Source organism: Streptomyces sp. NPDC042100 (genome assembly GCF_055582325.1).
On sequence record NZ_JBVJDK010000006.1, the window covers coordinates 385234 to 406278 of the forward strand.

At 75.2% G+C, this 21045-nt stretch carries 18 protein-coding genes; 4 read left to right on the forward strand and 14 right to left on the reverse strand.

Annotation, left to right across the window (positions count from 1 at the left end):
- Window positions 1–11 precede the first annotated feature (11 nt).
- From ACZ6J5_RS16425 to ACZ6J5_RS16465, 9 genes are all read right to left on the reverse strand, one after another.
- Window positions 12–1370, reverse strand: a complete 1359-nt coding sequence (locus tag ACZ6J5_RS16425; protein WP_469391932.1) for a sulfate adenylyltransferase subunit 1 — start codon at window positions 1368–1370, stop codon at window positions 12–14.
- Window positions 1370–2305, reverse strand: a complete 936-nt coding sequence (gene cysD / locus ACZ6J5_RS16430) for a sulfate adenylyltransferase subunit CysD (protein ID WP_469391934.1) — start codon at window positions 2303–2305, stop codon at window positions 1370–1372. The genes ACZ6J5_RS16425 and cysD overlap by 1 nt, the downstream gene beginning before the upstream one ends.
- Window positions 2302–2883 carry an adenylyl-sulfate kinase gene (gene cysC, locus ACZ6J5_RS16435; protein ID WP_469391936.1) on the reverse strand — a complete coding sequence of 194 codons (582 nt, stop codon included), beginning with the start codon at window positions 2881–2883 and terminating at the stop codon, window positions 2302–2304. The genes cysD and cysC overlap by 4 nt, the downstream gene beginning before the upstream one ends.
- The gene (locus tag ACZ6J5_RS16440; protein WP_469391937.1) at window positions 2883–3599 is read right to left on the reverse strand and encodes a phosphoadenylyl-sulfate reductase; all 717 of its coding nucleotides are present in this window, start codon (window positions 3597–3599) and stop codon (window positions 2883–2885) included. The genes cysC and ACZ6J5_RS16440 overlap by 1 nt, the downstream gene beginning before the upstream one ends.
- Window positions 3596–3775, reverse strand: coding sequence for a hypothetical protein (locus ACZ6J5_RS16445; protein WP_469391939.1), 180 nt, complete (start codon window positions 3773–3775; stop codon window positions 3596–3598). Before ACZ6J5_RS16445 ends, ACZ6J5_RS16440 begins: the two co-directional genes overlap by 4 nt.
- Entirely contained in the window at window positions 3772–5469 is a 1698-nt protein-coding gene (locus ACZ6J5_RS16450) for a nitrite/sulfite reductase (protein ID WP_469391941.1), read from the reverse strand. Before ACZ6J5_RS16450 ends, ACZ6J5_RS16445 begins: the two co-directional genes overlap by 4 nt.
- Window positions 5470–5595: 126 nt before the next feature.
- The gene (locus tag ACZ6J5_RS16455; protein WP_351188065.1) at window positions 5596–5679 is read right to left on the reverse strand and encodes a putative leader peptide; all 84 of its coding nucleotides are present in this window, start codon (window positions 5677–5679) and stop codon (window positions 5596–5598) included.
- Window positions 5680–5824: 145 nt separating this feature from the next.
- Window positions 5825–6394: a GNAT family N-acetyltransferase gene (locus ACZ6J5_RS16460; RefSeq protein WP_469391943.1), complete on the reverse strand. Its 570-nt coding sequence runs from the start codon at window positions 6392–6394 to the stop codon at window positions 5825–5827.
- A gap of 173 nt (window positions 6395–6567) precedes the next feature.
- Window positions 6568–7875, reverse strand: coding sequence for a GAF domain-containing protein (locus tag ACZ6J5_RS16465; RefSeq protein ID WP_469391945.1), 1308 nt, complete (start codon window positions 7873–7875; stop codon window positions 6568–6570).
- Between the two features lie 560 nt (window positions 7876–8435).
- Here ACZ6J5_RS16465 and ACZ6J5_RS16470 point away from each other — a divergent pair.
- The gene (locus tag ACZ6J5_RS16470; RefSeq protein ID WP_469391947.1) at window positions 8436–9560 is read left to right on the forward strand and encodes a YihY/virulence factor BrkB family protein; all 1125 of its coding nucleotides are present in this window, start codon (window positions 8436–8438) and stop codon (window positions 9558–9560) included.
- An 82-nt stretch (window positions 9561–9642) separates the two neighbouring features.
- Here ACZ6J5_RS16470 and ACZ6J5_RS16475 read toward each other — a convergent pair whose 3' ends face one another.
- The 4 genes from ACZ6J5_RS16475 to ACZ6J5_RS16490 are packed head-to-tail and all read right to left on the reverse strand — an operon-like array spanning window position 9643 to window position 16681.
- A complete protein-coding gene (locus tag ACZ6J5_RS16475; protein WP_469391949.1) occupies window positions 9643–13356 on the reverse strand; it encodes an SAV_2336 N-terminal domain-related protein in 3714 nt (1237 codons plus the stop codon).
- Window positions 13346–14368 carry an AAA family ATPase gene (locus ACZ6J5_RS16480; RefSeq protein WP_469391951.1) on the reverse strand — a complete coding sequence of 341 codons (1023 nt, stop codon included), beginning with the start codon at window positions 14366–14368 and terminating at the stop codon, window positions 13346–13348. The genes ACZ6J5_RS16475 and ACZ6J5_RS16480 overlap by 11 nt, the downstream gene beginning before the upstream one ends.
- Before the next feature lie 37 nt (window positions 14369–14405).
- Window positions 14406–16226, reverse strand: a complete 1821-nt coding sequence (locus ACZ6J5_RS16485; RefSeq protein ID WP_469391953.1) for a VMAP-C domain-containing protein — start codon at window positions 16224–16226, stop codon at window positions 14406–14408.
- The gene (locus ACZ6J5_RS16490) at window positions 16226–16681 is read right to left on the reverse strand and encodes a CU044_2847 family protein (RefSeq protein WP_469391955.1); all 456 of its coding nucleotides are present in this window, start codon (window positions 16679–16681) and stop codon (window positions 16226–16228) included. The genes ACZ6J5_RS16485 and ACZ6J5_RS16490 overlap by 1 nt, the downstream gene beginning before the upstream one ends.
- Before the next feature lie 90 nt (window positions 16682–16771).
- Between ACZ6J5_RS16490 and ACZ6J5_RS16495 the strand changes: the two genes are divergently transcribed.
- The gene (locus ACZ6J5_RS16495) at window positions 16772–17485 is read left to right on the forward strand and encodes a helix-turn-helix domain-containing protein (protein WP_469391957.1); all 714 of its coding nucleotides are present in this window, start codon (window positions 16772–16774) and stop codon (window positions 17483–17485) included.
- On the opposite strand, the gene ACZ6J5_RS16500 is transcribed toward ACZ6J5_RS16495, so the two are convergent.
- A complete protein-coding gene (locus tag ACZ6J5_RS16500) occupies window positions 17443–17907 on the reverse strand; it encodes a VOC family protein (protein ID WP_469391958.1) in 465 nt (154 codons plus the stop codon). The genes ACZ6J5_RS16495 and ACZ6J5_RS16500 overlap by 43 nt on opposite strands.
- Before the next feature lie 380 nt (window positions 17908–18287).
- Between ACZ6J5_RS16500 and rsgA the strand changes: the two genes are divergently transcribed.
- Window positions 18288–19442, forward strand: coding sequence for a ribosome small subunit-dependent GTPase A (rsgA, locus tag ACZ6J5_RS16505; protein WP_469391960.1), 1155 nt, complete (start codon window positions 18288–18290; stop codon window positions 19440–19442).
- A gap of 76 nt (window positions 19443–19518) precedes the next feature.
- Window positions 19519–20940 carry a bifunctional transcriptional activator/DNA repair enzyme AdaA gene (locus tag ACZ6J5_RS16510; RefSeq protein WP_469391962.1) on the forward strand — a complete coding sequence of 474 codons (1422 nt, stop codon included), beginning with the start codon at window positions 19519–19521 and terminating at the stop codon, window positions 20938–20940.
- Window positions 20941–21045 lie beyond the last annotated feature (105 nt).

Sequence of the window (21045 nt, forward strand, 5' to 3'; positions counted from 1 at the left end):
CTGAATCATCGTCAGAAGTCCCATCCTTCTTCGTTGTTCACGTCGTTCGCGACCGGTTCGGCGATCGCCTTGGCGGAAGCGAAGGACTCGCCCGCCATGCCGGCCGCGAGCGTGGTGCCGTCCGCGGGGTCGATCAGCAGGAACGAACCCGTACGGCGCGAGTCGGCGTACGCGTCGAGCGCGAGCGGCTCGGCGGTGCGGACCTTGACCCGGCCGATGTCGTTGGCGACCAGCCGCCCGGGCTCCGGGTGCTGGGAGAGGTCGTCCAGGGTGAGCCGGGACGGGATCTCCTTCACGATCGCCTTGACCGTACGGGTGGTGTGCTTCAGCAGCACCCGCTGCCCGACGGTCAGCGGGGTGTCCGCCACGTGGCAGACCGTCGCCTCGACGTCCTGGCTGGTCGCCGGGGCGTCGCCGACCGGGGCGAGCAGGTCGCCGCGCGAGATGTCGATGTCGTCGGCGAGCCGGATCGTCACCGACTGCGGCGCCCAGGCGATGTCCACGGACTCGCCCAGCGCGTCGATACCGGCGATCGTCGAGGTCCGGCCCGAGGGCAGCACGGTGACCCGCTCGCCGACCCGGAAGGCACCGGCGGCGATCTGGCCCGCGTAGCCCCGGTAGTCCGGGTGCTCGGCGGTCTGCGGACGGATCACGTACTGCACCGGGAAGCGCGCGTGGCAGGCCGTCAGGTCATGGCTGACCGGGACGGTCTCCAGGTGCTCCAGGACCGTCGGACCGCCGTACCAGTCCATGTTCGCCGACGGCTCCACCACGTTGTCGCCGGCCAGCGCCGAGATCGGGATCGCGGTGATCTCCGGGACGCCCAGCTCGGAGGCGTACGTGGTGAACTCCTCGGCGATCGAGGCGAAGACGGACTCCCGGTACTCGACCAGGTCCATCTTGTTCACGGCCAGGACCACGTGCGGCACCCGCAGCAGGGCGGCGACGGCGGCGTGCCGGCGGGTCTGCTCCACGACGCCGTTGCGGGCGTCGACGAGGACCACGGCCAGCTCGGCCGTCGAGGCGCCCGTCACCATGTTCCGGGTGTACTGCACGTGCCCGGGGGTGTCGGCGAGGATGAACCGGCGCCGGGGCGTCGCGAAGTAGCGGTAGGCCACGTCGATGGTGATGCCCTGCTCCCGCTCGGCCCGCAGGCCGTCGGTCAGCAGCGCCAGGTCCGGCGCCTCCTGGCCGCGCGAGCGCGAGGCGTGCTCCACGGCCTCCAGCTGGTCGGCGAGGACCGACTTGGAGTCGTGCAGCAGCCGGCCCACCAGGGTGGACTTGCCGTCGTCGACGGACCCGGCGGTGGCGAAGCGCAGCAGGGTGGTGGCCGCGAGCTCGGCGGCCGGCTGCTCGGTGGACGTGCTCATTAGAAGTACCCCTCGCGCTTGCGGTCTTCCATCGCGGCCTCGGACAGCTTGTCGTCGGCGCGGGTGGCCCCGCGCTCGGTGAGCCGGGAGGCGGCGATCTCCGTGATGACGGCGTCCAGCGTGGTGGCGTCGGAGTCCACCGCGCCCGTGCAGGACATGTCGCCGACGGTGCGGTAGCGGATCAGGCGCGTCACGACGGTCTCGGACTCCTTCGGGCCGCCCCACTCGCCCGCCGTCAGCCACATGCCGTTGCGCTGGAACACCTCGCGCTCGTGCGCGAAGTAGATCTCCGGGAGCTCGATCTTCTCCCGCTGGATGTACTGCCAGACGTCCAGCTCGGTCCAGTTGGAGAGCGGGAAGACCCGGACGTGCTCGCCGGGGGCGTGCCGGCCGTTGTAGAGCTGCCACAGCTCGGGCCGCTGCCGGCGCGGGTCCCACTGGGAGAACTCGTCGCGCAGGCTGAACACCCGCTCCTTGGCGCGGGCCTTCTCCTCGTCGCGCCGCCCGCCGCCGAACACGGCGTCGAAGCGGTGCTGCTGGATCGCCTCGGTCAGCGGGACGGTCTGGAGCGGGTTGCGGGTGCCGTCGGGGCGCTCGCGCAGCTTGCCCGCGTCGATGTACTCCTGCACGGAGGCCACGTGCAGCCGCAGCCCGTGCTCGGCGACCACCCGGTCGCGGTACTCGATGACCTCGGGGAAGTTGTGCCCCGTGTCGACGTGCAGCAGCGTGAAGGGGACCGGCGCCGGGGCGAAGGCCTTCAGCGCCAGGTGCAGCATGACGATCGAGTCCTTGCCGCCGGAGAAGAGGATCACCGGCCGCTCGAACTCGCCCGCCACCTCGCGGAAGATGTGGACGGCCTCCGACTCCAGGGAGTCGAGGTGCGACAGCGCGAACGGGCTGCCGGTCGCCTCGTGGACATGAGCGACAGTGGTCACAGCAGACCCCTCTCGGTGAGCAGCGCGTGAAGCTGCGCCGCGGACTCCTGCACGGTCTGGGTGTGGGACTCGATCCGCAGATCCGGGTTCCGCGGCTCGTCGTACGGGTCGTCGACGCCGGTGAGCCCGCTGAGCTCGCCCGCGGCCTGCTTGGCGTACAGCCCCTTCACGTCCCGCACCGAGCACACCTCGACCGGAGTGGCGACGTGCACCTCGACGTACGGGGTGTCCTGGGCCGTGTGGCGCTTGCGGACCGCCTCGCGGCTGTCCTCGTACGGGGCGATGACGGGGACGAGCACCGTCACGCCGTTGGAGGCGAGCAGCTCCGCGACGAAGCCGATGCGCTGCACGTTGGTGTGCCGGTCCTCGCGGCTGAAGCCGAGGCCCGCGGAGAGGAACTCGCGGATCTCGTCGCCGTCGAGGACCTCGACGGGCCGGCCCTCGGCGCGCAGCCGGCCGGCCAGCTCGTAGGCGATGGTCGTCTTGCCGGCGCTCGGCAGGCCGGTGAGCCAGACGGTGGCACCGGTCACGTGGTTCTCCTGGGAGGTCTCGGTGTGGGGGGCTTGGGGGGTGGTCATCAGGTGTGCAGTCCGCACTCGGTCTTCGCGCGCCCGGCCCAGCGGCCGGACCGGACGTCCTCGCCCTCCTCCACCCGGAAGGTGCAGGGGGCGCAGCCGACGGAGGGATAGCCGTCCATGAGCAGCGGGTTGGTGAGCACGCCGTGCTCCAGGACGTACGCGTCGACGTCGTCCTGGGTCCAGCGGGCGATGGGGGAGACCTTGACCTTGCGGCGCTTCTCGTCCCAGCCGACGACCGGGGTGTTCGCCCGGGTCGGGGACTCGTCGCGGCGCAGGCCGGTGGCCCAGGCGGCGTACGCCGTCAGGCCCTCCTCCAGCGGCTTCACCTTGCGCAGCGCGCAGCACAGGTCCGGGTCGCGCTCGTAGAGCTTCGCGCCGTACTCGGCGTCCTGCTCCTCGACCGTCTGGCGCGGGGTCAGGGTGATGACGCGGACGTCCATCACCGCGTCGACCGCGTCCCGGGTGCCGATGGTCTCGGGGAAGTGGTAGCCGGTGTCGAGGAAGACGACGGGCACGCCGGGCAGGGCGCGCGAGGCGAGGTGGGCGACGACCGCGTCCTCCATGGAGGAGGTGACGCAGAAGCGCGCGCCGAAGGTGCCCGCGGCCCACTGGAGGATCTCCAGCGCCGAGGCGTCCTCCAGCTCCTCGCCCGCCCGCTCGGCCAGCGCCTTCAGCTCGGCCTCGGTGGTGTCCGTGCCGATCGGAGTGATCGTCATGTCTCGTCCCTTCCAGGGGTGTTGCCCGAAGCGCCCGGGGCGAGGAGCCCCAGGAACTTCAGCTGGAAGGCTCGGCTGCACGCCCGGCATTCCCAGGCGCCGTGGCCCTGCTCGTGCGGTCGGAGGTCCTCGTCCCCGCAGTACGGGCAGTGGAAGGGGGCGGCTCGCTCGCTCACGACAGCGCCTCCTCCGGGGCGCGCGCGGCCCAGGTGGCGAAGCGCTCGCCGGGCTCGCGCTCCGCCTGGAAGCGGGTGAGGACCCGCTCGACGTAGTCGGGCAGTTCGGCGGAGGTCACCTTGAGGCCGCGGACCTTGCGGCCGAAGCCCGCCTCCAGGCCGAGCGCGCCGCCGAGGTGTACCTGGTAGCCCTCGACCCGGTTGCCCTCGTCGTCCAGGACGAGCTGGCCCTTGAGGCCGATGTCGGCGACCTGGATGCGGGCGCAGGCGTTCGGGCAGCCGTTGATGTTGATGGTGATCGGCTCGTCGAACTCCGGGATGCGGCGCTCCAGTTCGTCGATGAGCGAGGCGCCGCGGGCCTTGGTCTCGACGATGGCCAACTTGCAGAACTCGATGCCGGTGCAGGCCATCGTGCCGCGCCGGAACGGCGAGGGGCTGACCCGCAGGTCCAGGGACTCCAGGGCGGAGACGAGCGAGTCGACCTGGGCCTCCTCGATGTCCAGGACGATCATCTTCTGCTCGGCGGTGGTGCGGACCCGCCCCGAGCCGTGCGCCTCGGCGATCTCGGCGATCTTGGTCAGGGTGGCGCCGTCGACCCGGCCGACGCGCGGGGCGAAGCCCACGTAGAAGCGTCCGTCGAGCTGCCGGTGCACGCCCACGTGGTCGCGCCACCGGCCGGCCGGCTGCTGCGGGGCGGGCCCGTCGGTCAGCTTGCGCTTCAGGTACTCGTCCTCCAGGACCTGGCGGAACTTCTCCGGGCCCCAGTCGGCGACGAGGAACTTGAGGCGGGCGCGGGTGCGCAGGCGGCGGTAGCCGTAGTCGCGGAAGATCGAGATGACGCCCTCGTAGACGTCGGGGACCTCGTCCAGCGAGACCCAGGTGCCGAGCCGCACGCCCAGCTTGGGGTTGGTGGAGAGGCCGCCGCCGACCCAGACGTCGAAGCCGGGGCCGTGCTCCGGGTGCTCGACGCCGACGAAGGCGATGTCGTTGATCTCGTGCGCCACGTCGAGCAGCGGCGAGCCGGAGACGGCGGACTTGAACTTGCGGGGCAGGTTGGAGAAGTCGGGGTTGCCGACGATGCGGCGGTAGATCTCCTCGATGGCGGGGGTGCCGTCGATGATCTCGTTCTCGGCGATGCCGGCGACGGGGGAGCCGAGGATGACGCGCGGGGTGTCGCCGCAGGCCTCGGTGGTGGACAGGCCGACCGCCTCCAGGCGGTTCCAGATCTCGGGGACGTCCTCGATGCGGATCCAGTGGTACTGGACGTTCTGCCGGTCGGTGAGGTCGGCGGTGCCGCGCGCGAACTCCTGGGAGATCTCGCCGATGACCCGCAGCTGCTCGGTGGTCAGCCGGCCGCCGTCGACGCGGACGCGGAGCATGAAGAACTCGGCGTCCAGCTCCTCCGGCTCCAGGACACCGGTCTTGGTGCCGTCGAGGCCCTCGCGGCGCTGGGTGTAGAGGCCCCACCAGCGCATCCGGCCGCGCAGGTCGTTGGGGTCGATGGAGTCGAATCCACGCTTGGAGTAGATCGTCTCAATACGTGTCCGCACATTGAGACCGTCGTCGTCCTTCTTGAACTGCTCATTGCCGTTCAGCGGGGTGAAGTGCCCCGCGGCCCACTGACCCTCGCCACGGTGACGCCCGGCCTTGCGGCGGGGGGTGGCGGGAGCGGGGTTTTCCGGGTTGGCGGCCATGGCGATATGTCCTTCGGGACTGCGAGAGGGCGGCTCTGACCTGCACACTCGCGCTCAGAATGGAGGGCGGCGCGACAGTGCGCAGAGAAAGGGACTGCAGGAAGATGCGCGGCGGTGCTGGTTCGATCAGCGCGCCGAACAGATGGCGCTGGACATGCGGCCGAGGTCGACGTGCCGCCGACTCACCAAGGCAATTCCAGTTCCAGACATGACGGAAGCGTGTCACGGGACTTTGGACCCAGTCCAGCATTATCCAGAATGTGGACTTAGGTGTCTCGCTAGGCGAGACGGTGTGGTCTGGGTCACGCAAAAGGGGCCCAGTTCAGGGCCCCTTCGACTGCTGGTGGACGACGGCTCAGGCGTACGCGCCCGGCCACGGTCCCGGATTCGCCGGCTCCGCCGTCTCCTCGGTCTTCGTGTCGAACAGGCGGAAGCCGCGCCGCTCGTAGTTGGCCATCGCGTGCGGCCCGTCCAGGGAGCAGGTGTGTAGCCAGACCCGCTTGGTCGGCTCCCGGTCCGGCCAGCGCTCGGCCAGGTCCCAGGCGCGCTCCACCCCGTACGAGAGCAGCCGTCCGCCGATCCCGCGGCCCCGGAAGGCCGGGATCAGGCCGAAGTAGACGATCTCCACGACCCCGTCGTCCTGCGGGTCCAGCTCCACGTAGCCGGCCGGCGTCCCGTTCTCGTACGCCACCCAGATCTCGGCGCCCGGCTTCTCCACGATCGCCTGCCACTGCGGGTAGGTCAGCGACAGCCGGTCGGTCCAGCGGATGTCACCGCCGACCGCCGTATAGAGGAAGCGGCTGAACTCCGCCGAGGGCACCCCGGCCCGCTCGATCCGCAGGTCGACGCCCTCGGGCGGGGCGACCGGGTTCAGGTCGGACGGCGAGGTCTGTTCCAGCGACCAGGTGGTGAGAGTGATGCTCATGGGCTTATCGCATCACGCGGAGCGCCGGATTCCTACAGGTGGCGGACGTGGGGCTGGTGTCCTCGGACACATTGTCCGTCATCCGGACAGCCGGTGGACGGGTACGGCCGGGGCCCCACGGCCGGGGCTCCACGGGCGGGCCGGGCGGCACGGCCGGGCCCCATGGCCGAGCCCTATCCCCTCGGCCCCGTCCTCCCGCGCGCCGCGAGCACCGCCGGCGCCGTGGACCGGGGCAGCAGGTCCACCGGGTGCTCGGGGCCCCGCAGCTCCACCTCGACCTCCTCGCTGAAGCGGTACGGGCGGTGCGCGAGGACCCCCGCCAGATTCCGCCGCACCCGCGACATCTCCGCCCGCACCGTCACCGTCCGGGTCCGGTCGCCGAACACGTCCTCCGCCAGTTCCGCCGCCGTCCGCCCCTCCGGGTGCAGCGCGAGCACGTACAGCAGCTCCGCGTGGCGCGGGCTCAGCTCCTGCGACCAGCTCCCCGCCGCCCCCGACACCTCCACCGTGCACCGGCGCGGCCCGCTCAGGTCGAGCACCACCCGGCTCGCCGCACCCGACCCGGTGTCGGCGGGCCCCGCCTCCTCCTCGGCCCGCAGCAGCCAGCCGCCCGGCAGCGGCTCCACCGCGCACATCCCCAGCGACGGCAGCCAGACCCGGCCGGCCCGGAGGGACTTCGGCAGCGCCAGCCGGTCCACCGGCGCCGTCCCGGTCACCGCCGCCGTCCAGCCGTGGGTGTCCACCGCGACCGCCCGGCCGCCCACCCGGCACAGGATCGGCGCCGCCACCGACCGCAGCCGCTCGATCGACCGCAGGTGCCGCTGCCGCAGCTCCGCCTCGGCGAGCCGCGCCACCGACGCGACCAGCGCCAGCGTCGCCGGGTGGAAGCTCGACGCCGGACCGCTCACGTCGACGATGCCGAGCAGCCGCTGGTCGCGCGGATCGTGCACCGGCGCGGCGGCACAGGTCCAGGTGTGCAGGGTGTGCACGTAGTGCTCGGCCGAGTGGACCTGCACCGCGCGGTCCATCGCGAGCGCCGTGCCCACCGCGTTCGTACCGGTCGACCCCTCGCTCCAGGCCGCGCCCTCCTCCAGGCAGATCCCGTTCGCCTGCCGCAGCACCCCGGTGTTGCCCTCCCGCCACAGCACCCGGCCCTGCTCGTCCGTCACCACCATGATCTGCAGGGAGGCGTCGGCGATCCCCGCGAGGCCCGCGCTCAGCGTCCGCATCACCTCGCCCAGCACCGTCGCCCGGCGCCGCATCTCCAACTCCTCGCGTTCCAGCAGCACACTGCTCGTGCCCCGGTCCGGGTCGAGGCCGATCCGGACCATGCGCTGCCAGGAGGCGTCGATGACCGGCCGGGGAGCCAGCGGCGGCGTCCGGCCCGCCAGGGTCTCCTCCCGCACCCGGTGCAGCAGCCGGCTCGCCTTCCCGGCGTCCATCGCGGCGAGCCGGTTCAGGTCCAGCTTCGTGTTGTTCATCGGTCCCTCCAGCTCCTGGCTCCCCGCCGCGCCGCGCCGGTGATGTATCGGTTCTGCTCCCGGTCCCGGCCGGGCGTCCGGGCCGGGCGCGCCCACCGGGGCCGCCGCCGCCCATCGTGCCGCTCCGCAGAGCGACGCGAAGGGCGCTTGGGGTAATCCTGCAACCCCTTGCAACTCTGGCGACCCCCGCCCCCGTCCACGACCCTGGTGCCGAAGCGGAGGGTGGTGCCGTGTCGGCGCAGCACCACCCTCGGCTTTTCCGCGCGTGCCGACCTCCCCGGAACGCCCGCCGAACGGCGGACGGCCCCACGGGTCCACCCCTGGGCACGCGCGGACATCACTCCCAGGACGGTCCGCCCGCACGCGAGTTCACGCCACCGGACGGGCCCGCCCCACCGCCGGCCCCGCACCGGCCGGGGGCCGGATCGGACGGCCGTTCGCCCCCGTCCCCCGCTCCGGTGCCCGTGCCGGGCCCGCCACGCGCGGAACACGGCTCACCAGCGAAGGAGCCCGGTCGGTCACGGTACGGGTGCCGCCGACCGTGCCGATACGGTAAGGACGTGCAGGCAGCGAACGAAACACCCGAAAGGCCCGAGCGCCGGCCCTGGAGCAGGCTCCACCGCGCTCGCGTCCTCTACCGCAACGTCTCGAAGCGGAAGATGGTCTGGCTGCTCCTCAAGGACACCGTGAACTCGTGCGTCGAGTACCGCATCCTCGGGCTCGCCGCCGAAGCCGCCTTCTTCACCCTGCTGTCGCTGCCCCCGCTGCTGCTCGGCCTGATCGCCCTCCTCGGCTACGCCGACGGGTGGACCAACACCGACACCGTCGCCAGCATCGAGAAGAACATCCTCCACGCCGCCGGAACGGTCCTCTCCGACCGAGGCGTCAGCGAGTTCGCCCGTCCCCTCCTGGAGGACGTCACCCAGGCCAAACGGCCCGAGCTCATCTCCCTCGGCTTCGCCATCGCCCTGTGGTCCGGCTCCCGCGCGGTCAACGTCTTCATCGACACCATCACCGTCATGTACGGGCTCGACGGGCACCGAGGCATCGTCAAGACGCGCCTCCTCGCCTTCCTGCTCTACATCGTCGCCCTGCTCATCGGCGCCGTCGTCCTGCCGCTCGCGGTCGTCGGACCCGACCGGATCGTCGAGTTCGTCCCCTGGGGCACGGAGGTCGTCTCCGTCCTCTACTGGCCGACCGTCGTCCTGCTGTCCATCGCGTTCCTGACGACGCTCTACCACGTGTCCGTCCCCGTCCGCTCCCCGTGGATCGAGGACATCCCCGGCGCCCTCGTCGCCCTCGGCATGTGGTTCCTCGGCAGCGTCCTCCTGCGCGTCTACCTGACCAGCCAGGTCGAGGGCCCCACCATCTACGGCTCCCTCGCCGCCCCCATCGCCGTCCTGCTGTGGATCGGCATCTCCGCCTTCGCCGTCCTCGTCGGCGCCGCCGTCAACGCGGCCATCGACCGCGTCTGGCCCTCCGTCGCCACCGCCGCCGCCCGCGAGGCCAACGACCGCGTCCGCGCCGCCCAGGCGGCCGACCTGGTCGCCCGAATCCGCGCGGAGGCCGACGACGTGGACGAGGACGACCCGGACATGCCCTCCGAGTTCCCCGAACGCTGGTCGAAGTTCCTGCCCCCGGACGACGTCAAGTCCCGCCTGCACGCGGGCTGGGAGAAGGACTGACCCCCGGGTCCGATGAGACCCGACCGGCCCCGTACGGTACGGGCTCGACAGCGGGCCCGCTCCGACGGATCCCGCCCCGCCGCTACGTCACCGGCACCCCCGGCCCCTCGCCCGGCGTCACCACCACGACGTGCCGCCAGCCGCCCGCGGTCGGCGTGATCGTGCCGAAGTCCCGCCGCCGCGCCCGCGACAGCCGCCCCCGCAGCCCGTGCGAGACCAGCGCCGTCACCACCAGCCGCGCCCCGGCCGCCTCGGGCCCCGGAGCCCGCCGACCCGCCTCGGCCAGGTCCAGGGCCGCCCCGTCCGACTGGTCGTGGACGACCACGACCAGCCGCGCCGGCCGGGCACGGCCCCCCGGGAGCCGCGCCGCCAGCTCGTACGGGAAGGTCCCCACCAGCCACTCCACGAACGCGACCGCGTCGGCCTCCGGCGGGAGCGGCGCCAGCATCGGCGAGACGCCCCGGGGAGCCCGCAACTCCCCGGCGCCCGCCCCCCGCACCAGCGCGGCCACCTCCGCCATCGTCTCGCCCGCCCAGGGCGCCAGATCCTGCGCCGCGACCACCACCCGGCCCGGCGACACCGCCTTCGCGACCCGCTCCAGCGAGGCCAGCCGCTCCTCGATCCGCTCCCGCGCCTCCAGCAGCCGCACCCGCTCCGCCGCCGCCCAGGTGCCGAGGAGCCCCGCCAACGGCGGCCCGTACCAGAGCGCCAGCGCGCCCCGCAGCTGCGAGCGCGCCGCCGTGTGCTCCCCGCGCGCCAGCAGCCGCTCCGCCTCGGCCACCCGCTCCTCGGCCCGGCCCACGTCCAGGAACCGGTCCGGCAGGTCCAGCGCGTACCCCCCCTCGACCCGGCGGGCCGGAATGCCCAGCGCCTTCAGGTGGTGCACGTACTGCGTCGGCCGGAGCTTCGGGTGCTCGCTCAGCGCCTCCGCCATCTCCGCGTCGGTCACCACCCGTCCGCGCGCCGTCAGCAACCGGGCCAGGAACGGGTTCGTCTGGTACGCGTTCTCGCCGACGTCCTGGCCGCCGATCCACGCCTGCGGCCTGCCCAGCAGCCGGTAGTCCGAGGTCGTCGCCTTGAGCTGGCCCGGCAGCCGCAGATTGGCCAGCAGCGTCGCCCCCCTGCGGCGCCGGTGCGGGGCGGCCGAGAGCAGTCCCGTGACGGCCTGCCGCAGTTCGGGCGGCAGCGTCGGGTCGAGCGGCGGCCCCTCCTCCGGCGTCCCGCCCCCGGCCGAGCCCGCGAGGGGCGGCGGAGCGCCCGTCAGCATCTCCAGCAGGACGCACCCCAGCGCGTACAGATCGGAGTCCGGCGTAGGCCGCCCCCACTGCCGCTCCGGCGCCAGGTAACGCGCCGTCCCCGGCGAGCTGTCCAGCCCCGGCTGCCGCACCGGGGACGGGAACTGCGAGGTGCGGTCCGGGTCCTCGTGCGGCGGGGAGTACGGCCAGCGCAGCCCGTGGTGGCAGAGCCGGGGCGGCCCGTGGCCGTGGTCCACGCCGAGCACCTTCGACGGCGTCAGGTTCCCGTGCGGGATGCCGCCCTGACCGAGCACGGCCGTCCCGTGGTGCAGCGCCCGCAGGCCGTTCAGGACGCTCCGCGCGATCGACGCCGCCTCGTCCACCGGCAGCGGGCCGCCCGCCTCGTCGAGCCGCTCCCGCAGCGAGCGCCCCGGCGCGAGTTCGGCGACCAGGCAGCAGCCCTCGTCCAGCGCGAGCGCGTCGAGCACCTTGATCAGGTTCGGCGCCGTCACCCGGGCGACCTCGTAGCCGCCCGCCAGGAAGTTCGCCCCCGCCGACCGCCGGTCCCGCCCGTTGTGCCCGGCGACCACCGGCTCGCCCGGCGCCGGGAACGGGAAGTAGGACAGGGCCACGTGCCGCTGGAGGTAGCGGTCGTACCCCCGCCACACCCGCGCCGTCCGCCCGCCGATCCGCTCGTACACCTCGTACCGGTCGGGGTCGAGCGGCGGCGGCCCCTCCGCGGGGCCGGGGCCACCCGGACGCGGCGCCGTCTCCGCGGACCCGGACCCGGACCCGGACCCGGAAACGGACCCGGAAACGGAAGCGGATACGGACCCGGCCCCCATCCCCGACCCGGCCCCCATCCCCGACCCGGCCCCCATCCCGGCCCCGGGCCCCCTCCCGGTCCCGCCCCCCGTCCCGGACCCGGCTCCCGGTACGGATCCGGCCGGCACCGACCCGCGCGGCCGCTCCGGCCCCCGCAGCAGCCGCACCGTCTCCTCGCTGACCAGCGCGAACGGCCGGCCCACCGCACGGTCCGGGGACCGCCCCTCCAGGCTCGCCACCAGCGCCCGGAACTCGCCGGGCAGGGCGCCCGCCCGCGCCTCGATCTCGGCGCTCACCCGGGCCAGCAGCTCCGCCGTGCGGACCAGGGACGTCCGGGGCAGCGCGCCCAGCAGCACCTCCCGGACCCCCGGCCGGAACGCGTACGCGCCGGGAGCCGCGCCCGGGTGCGCGCGCAGCATCCCGCTCAGCACCACCTCCGCCAGGTGCCCCGGCTCGGGCCGCCGCTCCACCGCCGCCTGCACCAGCCGCATCACCGGCAGCCGCGCCGAGCCGACCGCCAGGTGCGCGGCGAGCCGGAACGCCTGCGGCGAGGCCAGCGCCCGGAAGCGCAGCACCAGTTCCTCCGGGTCGGCGTCCGCCGGGACCAGCCCGTCCTCCGGCACCACCGGCCCGCCGGGCACCACGAACGCCGCCGCGCCCGGCACCTCCGCCCCGGCGGGGGAGGCGACCAGCGCCGCCCAGTGGCCGAGCCAGCCCTCCGCCGGCTCCAGCACCGGCAGCGGGACGCCCGCCCCGTCCGGCACCCCGTCGTACGGGACGAAGCCCAGCGCCGTGTTGGGCACGCCCGCGGCGGGCGAGACGAACCGGCCCGGCACGGCGGGCGCCGCGGTGTGCCGCCACAGCCGCTCCGGCAGCGGCTGCACCAGCGCGACCGGCGCCTCCCCGGCGAGCGCCGCCAGCTTCCGGCGCCAGCGCGCCCCCGCCGCTCCCTCCCGCCACTGCGGCCCCATGGCGTCGCTCACCACCAGCACCGCCGTGCGGCCCCGCTCCCGGTGCCGCCGGGGCAGCCGCCCGTCCTCGCCCAGCCGCAGCACGTCCAGCGTCCGGAAGGCCCCGGTCTGCGCCAGGACCGTGTGCAGCTCGCGGACCAGCGGGCGCCACATCGGCATCGTCGGGCCCGTGTCGTACACGATCCACAGGTGCAGCCAGCGCTCCTGACGGGGCCGCAGCACCGGCAGCCACGGGCGGCGGCCCGCGCCCAGCGCCGCGATCCGGTCGACCGTCGCCGCCTCGTCCACCTCCCGCCCCGCCGGGCCCGGCACCGTCCGGCGCAGCGGGCGGAGCGCCCGCTGGAGGGCCAGCGGGCGGGCGAGCATCGGCGGCGCGGGCGCCAGCAGCGGACTGTGCGCGGGCCCCGCGTCCCCCGGTCCCGCCGTCGGGGCAGGACCCGGTGCGGGCGGGCCGGCGGGCGGGTGCAGCGGCACCCGTGGCGGCGGCAGCGGCGGCCCGGCCCCCGCCGGGGGCGGCGGGGCGACCGGGACCGGCGGTGGGCCGGGCGCGGGCGGGTGCGCCGCCCCGGCGGGCCCCGCCGCGGGGCCCGGCACCCGCCCCGGGCGCACCCGCCCCGGCGGCCCCGGCTGCCGCTCCGGCACCGACAGCCGCGCCAGCCACAGCAGTTCCGCCAGCTCGCGCCCGGTCGGCGGCTCCGTCCCGGCCGCCGCCAGGACGCCCGCGAGCGCGCCCAGCGCCGACCCGGCCGCGCGGTCAGACGTCATCGACGTCCCACGACTCCGCCGCCCGCCCCAGATACGGCATCAGCGCCTTCGCCAGCTCCTCCCGCGACCCCGCGTCGAGCCCCGCCGTCCGGGTCAGGTAGACCGCGTTCAGCAACTGGTCGGTGGCCAGCTCGCCCGCGCTGCCCCGGCGCAGGAACGCGTCCACCAGCGCGTGGTCCCGCTCGTCGAGCTCGCCCAGGTGCGCCCGCACGATGTCCTCCAGCTGCCGGCGCGGCGGCTGGTGCAGCTCAAGCCGCACACAGCGGCGCAGGAACGCGGGCGGGAACTCCCGCTCGCCGTTGCTGGTCAGCACGACGAACGGGAACGCCCGGCAGCGCACCTCCCCGTGCCGCACCGGCACCCGCTCCTCCGAGTCCGCCACCATCACCTCGGCCACCGGATGCGACCGCGCGGCCCGCACCAGCTCCGGGATCTCGTACTGCCCCTCCTCCAGGACGTGCAGCAGATCGTTCGGCAGGTCCAGGTCGCTCTTGTCGATCTCGTCGATCAGCAGCACCCGGGGCCGCTCGTACGGCAGCAGCGCCGTGCCCAGCGGCCCGAGCCGCAGATGGTCCTCGATCGCCGCGTCCCCGGCCGGCCGCTCCCCCTCGGCGGCCCGGCCCGCCGCGTACAGCCGCGACAGCGGGTCGTAGCGGTACAGGCCGTCGGTCAGCGCCGTCCGGCTGGTGACGTTCCAGCGCAGCACCCGGCCCAGCCGCAGCTCGCGCGCCACCGCGTAGGGCAGGCTCGACTTGCCGCTCCCCGGCGGGCCCGTCACCAGCAGCGGACGCCGCAGATGCAGCGCCGCGTTCACCAACTGCACCGTCTCCGACGTCGGTTGGTACGTGCGGGCCCGGTGCACCCGGCCCGGCGCGCCGCCCGCCGCGTCCTCCTCGCGGGCCGGCGGCAGCGCGGGCCCGCCGTCGAACGCCCGCCACGGCGGCGGCGCGGGCAGCGCGTCGACGCCGTCGTGCGGCGCGCTCGAACCGGTGTACACGGGCCAGAGGGACATCGCGTGCGGCTCCAAGTGAAAGGTACGGGAAGGTCGTTCAGCCGACGGGGGAATGGCGCAGCGGGCGGACGTCCGGGAACCGGCGCGGATCCTCCCACACCAGGGACACCTGCGCCGCCCAGTGCGGTTCTGGCCCCTCGTGCAGAAAGGCCTCCTTGCGCAAGCGGAAGACCACGTCCGGGAGTTCGGCCGGAGGCAGCCGGGATATCCGCTCCGCGATCCGGTCCAGGAAGCCGCTGCCCGAGCAGTCCCCGGCGCACGGGCCGCCCGGCGGGCAGCCGTCGCGCGGCCACAGCACGATCGGCGCGGGCGCGTCCAGGGCGGCACCGTACAGGCTGCGCTCCCGCGAAGCCGTCGGCGGCCGGCCGAAGCCCACCGCGCCCCGCACGTCCTGGAGCAGCACCGAGAGCTGGGCCGGGCCCTGCGGGGTGGCACAGGCCACCCGGTGCAGCGGCGAGCCCTCCTGCCGGTCCAGCTCCTCCCACACCCGCTTCAGCGCGAACTGCTGCCGCCCCTTGGACCGCCGGTCGTGGTCGAGCACCACCACCGGCGAACTGCACCCGAGCGGCGGCTCCTGGCCCCGCTTGCGGGTCCACTGGTCGACGTCCTTGTTCAGCCAGGACCGGGGCAGCGCGAACGCGATCAGCGGACGCCCGTCGACGATCTCCTCGTACGCCTCGTCGATCCGGTCCAGCACCCAGCCCCGCAACCGGGCCGCCGTCAGCCGCCGTTCGCTCACCAGCAGCCGGTCCCCGCCCCGGTACACGGACACCTCGGCGATCACGCTGGCACCGTCCGCCCCGCTGCGCCGCACCTCCACCAGGATCGGCGTCCAAGGCGCGGCCCCGGCGGCCACTGCGGGGCCGACCCGCTCGGAACCCCCGGCTCGCTCGCCGGCCTCGGCCGCCCCGGCCCGCTCGGCGGGCGGGACCGGCGCGGTCTCCCGGCGCGGGCCCCGGTGCCGGTCCCGGTGCTCGCGGGCCCACCCCCGGAAGGCCCGCCGCAGCTCCTCGTCCTGTGTCAGATCGGCCACGCGCAGGGCCAGTTCGGCGAGCGGCAGCCGCCCGCGCACCGGGGTGGTCTCGGACAGCAGGTGCCACACGCCCCGCCACAGGTCCCGGGGCGGCGCGGGCGGCAGCGGGGGCCCCAGCGGTCCGGTCGCGGCGGCCAGCAGCCGCTCGACCGGCACCGGCAGCGGCCCGGCCCGCTCCACCAGCTCGACCAGACCGCGCTTCTCCTCCGGGGAGCAGCCCGGGGTGGGCACCAGCGCGGCGAGCGCGGGCACGTACCGGGCCAGCACCCGGGCGGGGATGATCCGCGCGTTGCGCACCACCGGGTCGTACGAGGCGACCATGCCGACCACGGTCCCGTCCGCCGCGCGCATGGCCGCCGCGCCGCTGAAGCCGTGCGAGGGCTCCTGCCCGAAGCCCTTCCAGTACTCCGCCTGCTGCCACTCGTCGTGGATCAGCTGCCCCGCGGCGGTGGTCCGCAGCTCCGTCTGGGCGCCCTCGTGCCCGTACCCGTCGGGGAAGCCGTACGCCACCAGCCGAGGCGGCTCCCGGTCCCCGGCCGGCTCCTCGGGCCCGGCGAACGCGATCGGCGGCACGGCCACCGGCCGGTCCAGCGTCAGCACCGCGACGTCGCCCGGGTCGGCCGGTCCGCCGCCCCACGGGCCGCGCCGGGCCACCCGGGCCCGCACCTCCCCGAGGCCCTGCGCGCCGGGGAACCAGACCGTGGCGTCCGCGCGTCCGTCCACCACGTGCGCGCAGGTCAGGACGGTGTCGGCGGCCACCAGGAAGCCGGAGCCCAGCACCAGCCCCGCCCCGTCGACCCGCGCGTGCCAGGCGGGAGAACCCATCAGCGCGGGCCGCCGCCGGCGCTCGTGCCGTCGGCATCCGGGCCGCCCGCGCCGACGCCCCGGCCCGCGTCGCCCGTCCCGTCCTCCGGGGCACCCGCCTCACGCGCCGCCGGGACGGAGACCGCGGCCTCCGGGCCCGCCGCGCCCGGCGACCACGTCAGCTTCACCGTCAGGTGCCCCTCGACCGCCGTCTTCGCGATGACCGCGCCCGCCTCGGCCGTCAGCTTCACCCCGAACTCCAGCTCCACCGCGTCCGGCCGCAGCGCGCCGCCCCGGAACACCGCGAGCGCCGATTCGGCCGCCGCGCGGATCCCCACCAGCGCCTCGTCGAGCGTCTGGCCCGCGCGGACCAGGGAGTTGCCGCCGCGGGAGACCGGGCGGGCGCCGGGCTGGTCGCCGTCCGCCTCCACCAGGACCGTGCCGTCCCCCGTGCCGAACTCCATGAGTGTGCCCACAACTACCCCCGTGGCCCTGACAGTCGGTTCGCGCACCATTCTGTCCGACGGCCCCGCCCGTGTCAGCGGATCGGCGCCTACCCTGGAGGGGTGTACGAGGAACGCCCCGCCCGCCTGCCCGGCGCGGTCGTCTGGACCCGCGCCACCGGCCCCGCCGAGGTCCCGGGACCGGTCCTGCCGGACGGCTGCATGGACCTGATCTGGGCCGACGGCCGGCTCCTCGTCGCGGGCCCGGACACCCGGGCGCACCTGACCGGCACCCCCGCCGCGCACTACGCGGGCGTCCGCTTCGCCCCCGGCGAGGCGCCCGGGGTGCTCGGCGCCCCGGCGAGCGCCCTGCGCGACCTGCGGGTCGACCTCGCCGAGCTGTGGGGCGCCGGCCGGGCCCGCCGGCTCGCCGACGGCGTGACCGGCGCCGCCGACCGGGCCGCCGCCCTGGAGCGGCTGGTGCTGCGCGCCGCCGCCGACGCGCCGCCGCCCGACCCGCTGCTGCGGGCCGTCGTCGCCGGGCTGCGGGCGGGCGAGCCGGTCGGGGCGGTCGCCGACGCGGTGGGCCTCGGCGCCCGGCAGTTGCACCGGCGCTCGCTGGCGGCCTTCGGCTACGGGCCCAAGACGCTGGCCCGCGTGCTGCGGCTGCGCCGGGCGCTCGCACTGGTGGCGGCGGGGGTGCCGTACGCGGACGCGGCACACCGCGCGGGCTGCGCGGACCAGGCCCACCTGGCCCGGGAGATGCGGGCCCTGACGGGCACGACCCTGACCGCCTACACGGCGCCGGTGCCGGCGCCCGCGCCCGCGTCGGCGTAGAGCGAGACCCCCGCGCCGTCCGGGTCGAGCACCACCGCGTACCGCTGCCCCCACACGGCGTCCCAGGGCTTGAGGTGCCCGCGGTGTCCGGCGCCGGTCAGGGTCGCGTAGACCGTGTCCACGTGGTCCGGGTCCGCGCAGCGGAAGGCGAGCGCGATCCGCTCGCCGCCCGTGGGGCGGGTCCAGCCGGGATCGAACGAACGGACGACGTCCTCGGTGTCCCACATCACCCGCAGCCCGCCGGGCAGGGTCAGTTCCACGTGCGGGGCGTCCTCGGCGCCGGCCGGCGGGTCCAGGCCGAGCAGCCGGTAGAAGGCGAGCGAGGCGCCCATGTCGGCGGTGACGAGGCCGATGACGTCGAGGCGCGGGACGGGCCGGGCGGTCGCCCCGGCCCTTGTGTCGTCCGGAGAGGTGTTGTCCATGGCCACGACCGTAGACGGCCCCGGGCTGTCCGTCTTGTACGGATCGGACACCGGGTCCGCGGGCTCCCCGGGGCGTTGCCTGACGGCCGCCCGGAAAATGCTTGGCGCCCCCACGGGAGGCTCGGCTACGGTCAGGACACCGAGAGGCCGTGATCAGCAGACCGCGGCCGGCCGGCCGCGGTCCGAGGACCGAGGCCGCAGGACCATCACGACCAGGAGGTGTGACCGATGGCTGTCGTCACGACGGGCTCCGCCCGCATCCAGATGCTCATCCACACCACCTCCGTGGCCACCGGCTGACGTCCCCGACCGGCTGACGTCCTCCACTGTCCGCGCGGACCACCGCGCGGCGCCGGGGCCACCCCTGTGAAGGGTCCCCCTTGTCTTTCCCGCTTTCCCCCTCCGCTTCCTCCGCTTCCTCTGCTTCTCCCTTCTCCGCCGCCGCCTCTTCCTCCTCCTCTTCCCTGGCCCCCTACGGCTGGGACGAGGACTGGGCCGCCGCGTTCGCTCCGTACGCCGCGCAGGGCCTGCTGCCCGGCCGGGTCGTCCGGGTCGACCGGGGCCAGTGCGACCTGGTCACCGAGGCCGGGCTGGTGCGCGCCGACACCGCGTTCGTCACCCCGCACGACCCGCTGCGGGTGATCTGCACCGGTGACTGGGCCGCCGTCGACCCCGAGGGCGTCGGCGACCCCCGCTACGTGAGGGCCTGCCTGCCCCGCCGTACCGCGTTCGCCCGCTCCACCTCCTCCAAGCGGTCCGAGGGGCAGATCCTCGCCGCCAACGTGGACCACGCGATCATCACGGTCTCCCTCGCCGTCGAGCTCGACCTCGGGCGCGTCGAGCGCTTCCTGGCGCTCGCCTGGGAGTCCGGCGCCCAGCCGCTCGTCGTGCTGAGCAAGGCCGACCTCGTCCCCGACCCCGTCGGCCTCTCCTACCTGGTCGAGGACGTCGAGACGGTCGCCCCCGGCGTCCAGGTCCTGCCGGTCAGCTCGCTGACCGGCGAGGGGCTCGACGTGCTCCACGCGGTCGCCGCCGGCGGCACCAGTGTGCTTCTCGGCGTCTCCGGCGCCGGGAAGTCCACCCTCGCCAACACGCTGCTCGGCCAGGAGGCCATGGAGGTCCAGGCCGCCCGCGACGTCGACGGCAAGGGCCGCCACACCACCACCACCCGCAACCTGCTCGCCCTGCCCGGCGGCGGCGTGCTCATCGACACCCCCGGTCTGCGGGGCGTCGGACTCTGGGACGCCGAGGCGGGTGTCGGCCAGGTCTTCAGCGAGATCGAGGACCTGGCGGGCGACTGCCGCTTCCCCGACTGCGCCCACGAGACCGAGCCCGGCTGCGCCGTCACCGCCGCCATCGCCGACGGCACCCTGCCCGAGCGCCGCCTGGACAGCTACCGCAAGCTGCTCCGGGAGAACCGGCGGCTCGCCGCCAAGACCGACGCCCGCCTGCGCACCGAGATGCTCAAGAACTGGAAGCGGCAGGGCGCCGAGGGCCGCGCGGCCATGGACATCAAGCGGGGCCGCATCCGCTGAGGCGCGTCCCCGGCACCTCGGCTCGGCGTCCGAAAACCGCCAGCCGGGGCCGGGGCCCTCCCGCACACTGGAGGGCATGGAGGACACGGACACGCACACGGAGACGCCCGCGCACCCGCCCGCGCGCAGGGACACGGACACGGTCACGGCCACGATCACGGACGCCCGGTACGAAGCCGTGAGCAGCCGCGACGCCCGCTTCGACGGAGTCTTCTTCTTCGCCGTCTCCACCACCGGCATCTACTGCCGCCCGAGCTGCCCCGCCGTCACCCCCAAGCGGCGCAACGTCAGCTTCTTCCCCACCGCGGCCGCGGCCCAGGGCCACGGCTTCCGGGCCTGCCGTCGCTGCCGCCCCGACGCCGTGCCCGGCTCCGCCGAATGGAACGTCCGGGCCGACGTCGTCGGGCGCGCCGTCCGCATGATCGGCGACGGCGTCGTCGACCGCGAGGGCGTCCCCGGCCTCGCCGTACGCCTCGGCTACAGCGCCCGCCAGGTGCAGCGCCAGCTCACCGCCGAACTCGGTGCCGGGCCCGTCGCCCTGGCCCGCGCCCAGCGCGCCCACACCGCGCGGCTACTGCTCCAGACCACCGGCCTGCCGGTCACCGAGATCGCCTTCGCGGCCGGTTTCGCCAGCGTGCGGCAGTTCAACGACACCATCCGCGCCGTCTACGCCCGCACCCCCACCCGGCTGCGCGAGGAATCCGGCACCGGCACCGGCACCGGGCAGCGCCGCGCGCCGGCCGCCGGGGTGCCGCTGCGGCTGGCCCACCGGGGCCCCTACGCCGCGGGCGAGGTCTTCGACCTGCTCGCCGCCGAGGCCCTGCCCGGCGTCGAGGAGGTCGTCGGCACGCCCGGAGCCCGCACCTACCGGCGCACCCTGCGCCTCCCGTACGGCACCGGGATCGTCTCCGTCGACGAACGCTCCCCGGGCCGCTGGCTGGAGGCCCGTATCCACCTCACCGAGCTGCGCGACCTCACCACCGCCGTCCAGCGGCTGCGCCGCCTGCTGGACCTGGACGCCGACCCGTACGCCGTCGCCGAGCGCCTCGGCGCCGACCCGGTGCTCGCCGCCGAGGTCGCCGCCCGCCCCGGCGTCCGCTCGCCGGGCACGGCCGAACCGGAGGAGTTCGCGGTACGGACCCTGGCCGGCCCGGACCGGGCCGCCCGGCTGCTCGCCGCGTACGGCACGCCGCTGGAGACCCCCAGCGGCGGCCTCACCCACGTCTTCCCCGAGCCCGCCGCGCTCACCGCCGATCCGGTCGCCGGGCCGCTGGCCCGCGCGCTCGCCGACGGCACTCTCCGGCTCGACCCCGGTGCCGACCGGGCCGCCACCGCCGCCGCGCTGGACACCGTGCCGGGCCTGACCGCCCGCGCGGCCACGGCCATCCGCACCCGCGCCCTCGGCGACCCCGACGTCGCCCCGGAGGGCCTGCCGGAGCACCCGGAGTGGCGCCCCTGGCGCTCGTACGCGGCCCGCTACCTGCGCCTCACCCCCTGAAGCCCCGCAAGGGCCCCGAGCCCCCGCAAGGGCCCCGAGCCCCCGCCCAGAGCCCAGAGCCCAGAGCCCAGAGCTCAGAGCCCTGAGCCCAGAAGCCCTGAAGCG

What these genes read in the sequence shown, in the direction of transcription:
- ACZ6J5_RS16425 (WP_469391932.1), bottom strand. Translation starts at nt 1,370, where the DNA reads ATGAGCACGTCCACCGAGCAGCCGGCCGCCGAGCTCGCGGCCACCACC.
- cysC (WP_469391936.1), bottom strand. Translation starts at nt 2,883, where the DNA reads ATGACCACCCCCCAAGCCCCCCACACCGAGACCTCCCAGGAGAACCAC.
- ACZ6J5_RS16440 (WP_469391937.1), bottom strand. Translation starts at nt 3,599, where the DNA reads ATGACGATCACTCCGATCGGCACGGACACCACCGAGGCCGAGCTGAAG.
- ACZ6J5_RS16450 (WP_469391941.1), bottom strand. Translation starts at nt 5,469, where the DNA reads ATGGCCGCCAACCCGGAAAACCCCGCTCCCGCCACCCCCCGCCGCAAG.
- ACZ6J5_RS16455 (WP_351188065.1), bottom strand. Translation starts at nt 5,679, where the DNA reads ATGTCTGGAACTGGAATTGCCTTGGTGAGTCGGCGGCACGTCGACCTC.
- ACZ6J5_RS16460 (WP_469391943.1), bottom strand. Translation starts at nt 6,394, where the DNA reads ATGAGCATCACTCTCACCACCTGGTCGCTGGAACAGACCTCGCCGTCC.
- ACZ6J5_RS16465 (WP_469391945.1), bottom strand. Translation starts at nt 7,875, where the DNA reads ATGAACAACACGAAGCTGGACCTGAACCGGCTCGCCGCGATGGACGCC.
- ACZ6J5_RS16475 (WP_469391949.1), bottom strand. Translation starts at nt 13,356, where the DNA reads ATGACGTCTGACCGCGCGGCCGGGTCGGCGCTGGGCGCGCTCGCGGGC.
- ACZ6J5_RS16480 (WP_469391951.1), bottom strand. Translation starts at nt 14,368, where the DNA reads ATGTCCCTCTGGCCCGTGTACACCGGTTCGAGCGCGCCGCACGACGGC.
- ACZ6J5_RS16485 (WP_469391953.1), bottom strand. Translation starts at nt 16,226, where the DNA reads ATGGGTTCTCCCGCCTGGCACGCGCGGGTCGACGGGGCGGGGCTGGTG.
- ACZ6J5_RS16500 (WP_469391958.1), bottom strand. Translation starts at nt 17,907, where the DNA reads ATGGACAACACCTCTCCGGACGACACAAGGGCCGGGGCGACCGCCCGG.
- ACZ6J5_RS16510 (WP_469391962.1), top strand. Translation starts at nt 19,519, where the DNA reads ATGGAGGACACGGACACGCACACGGAGACGCCCGCGCACCCGCCCGCG.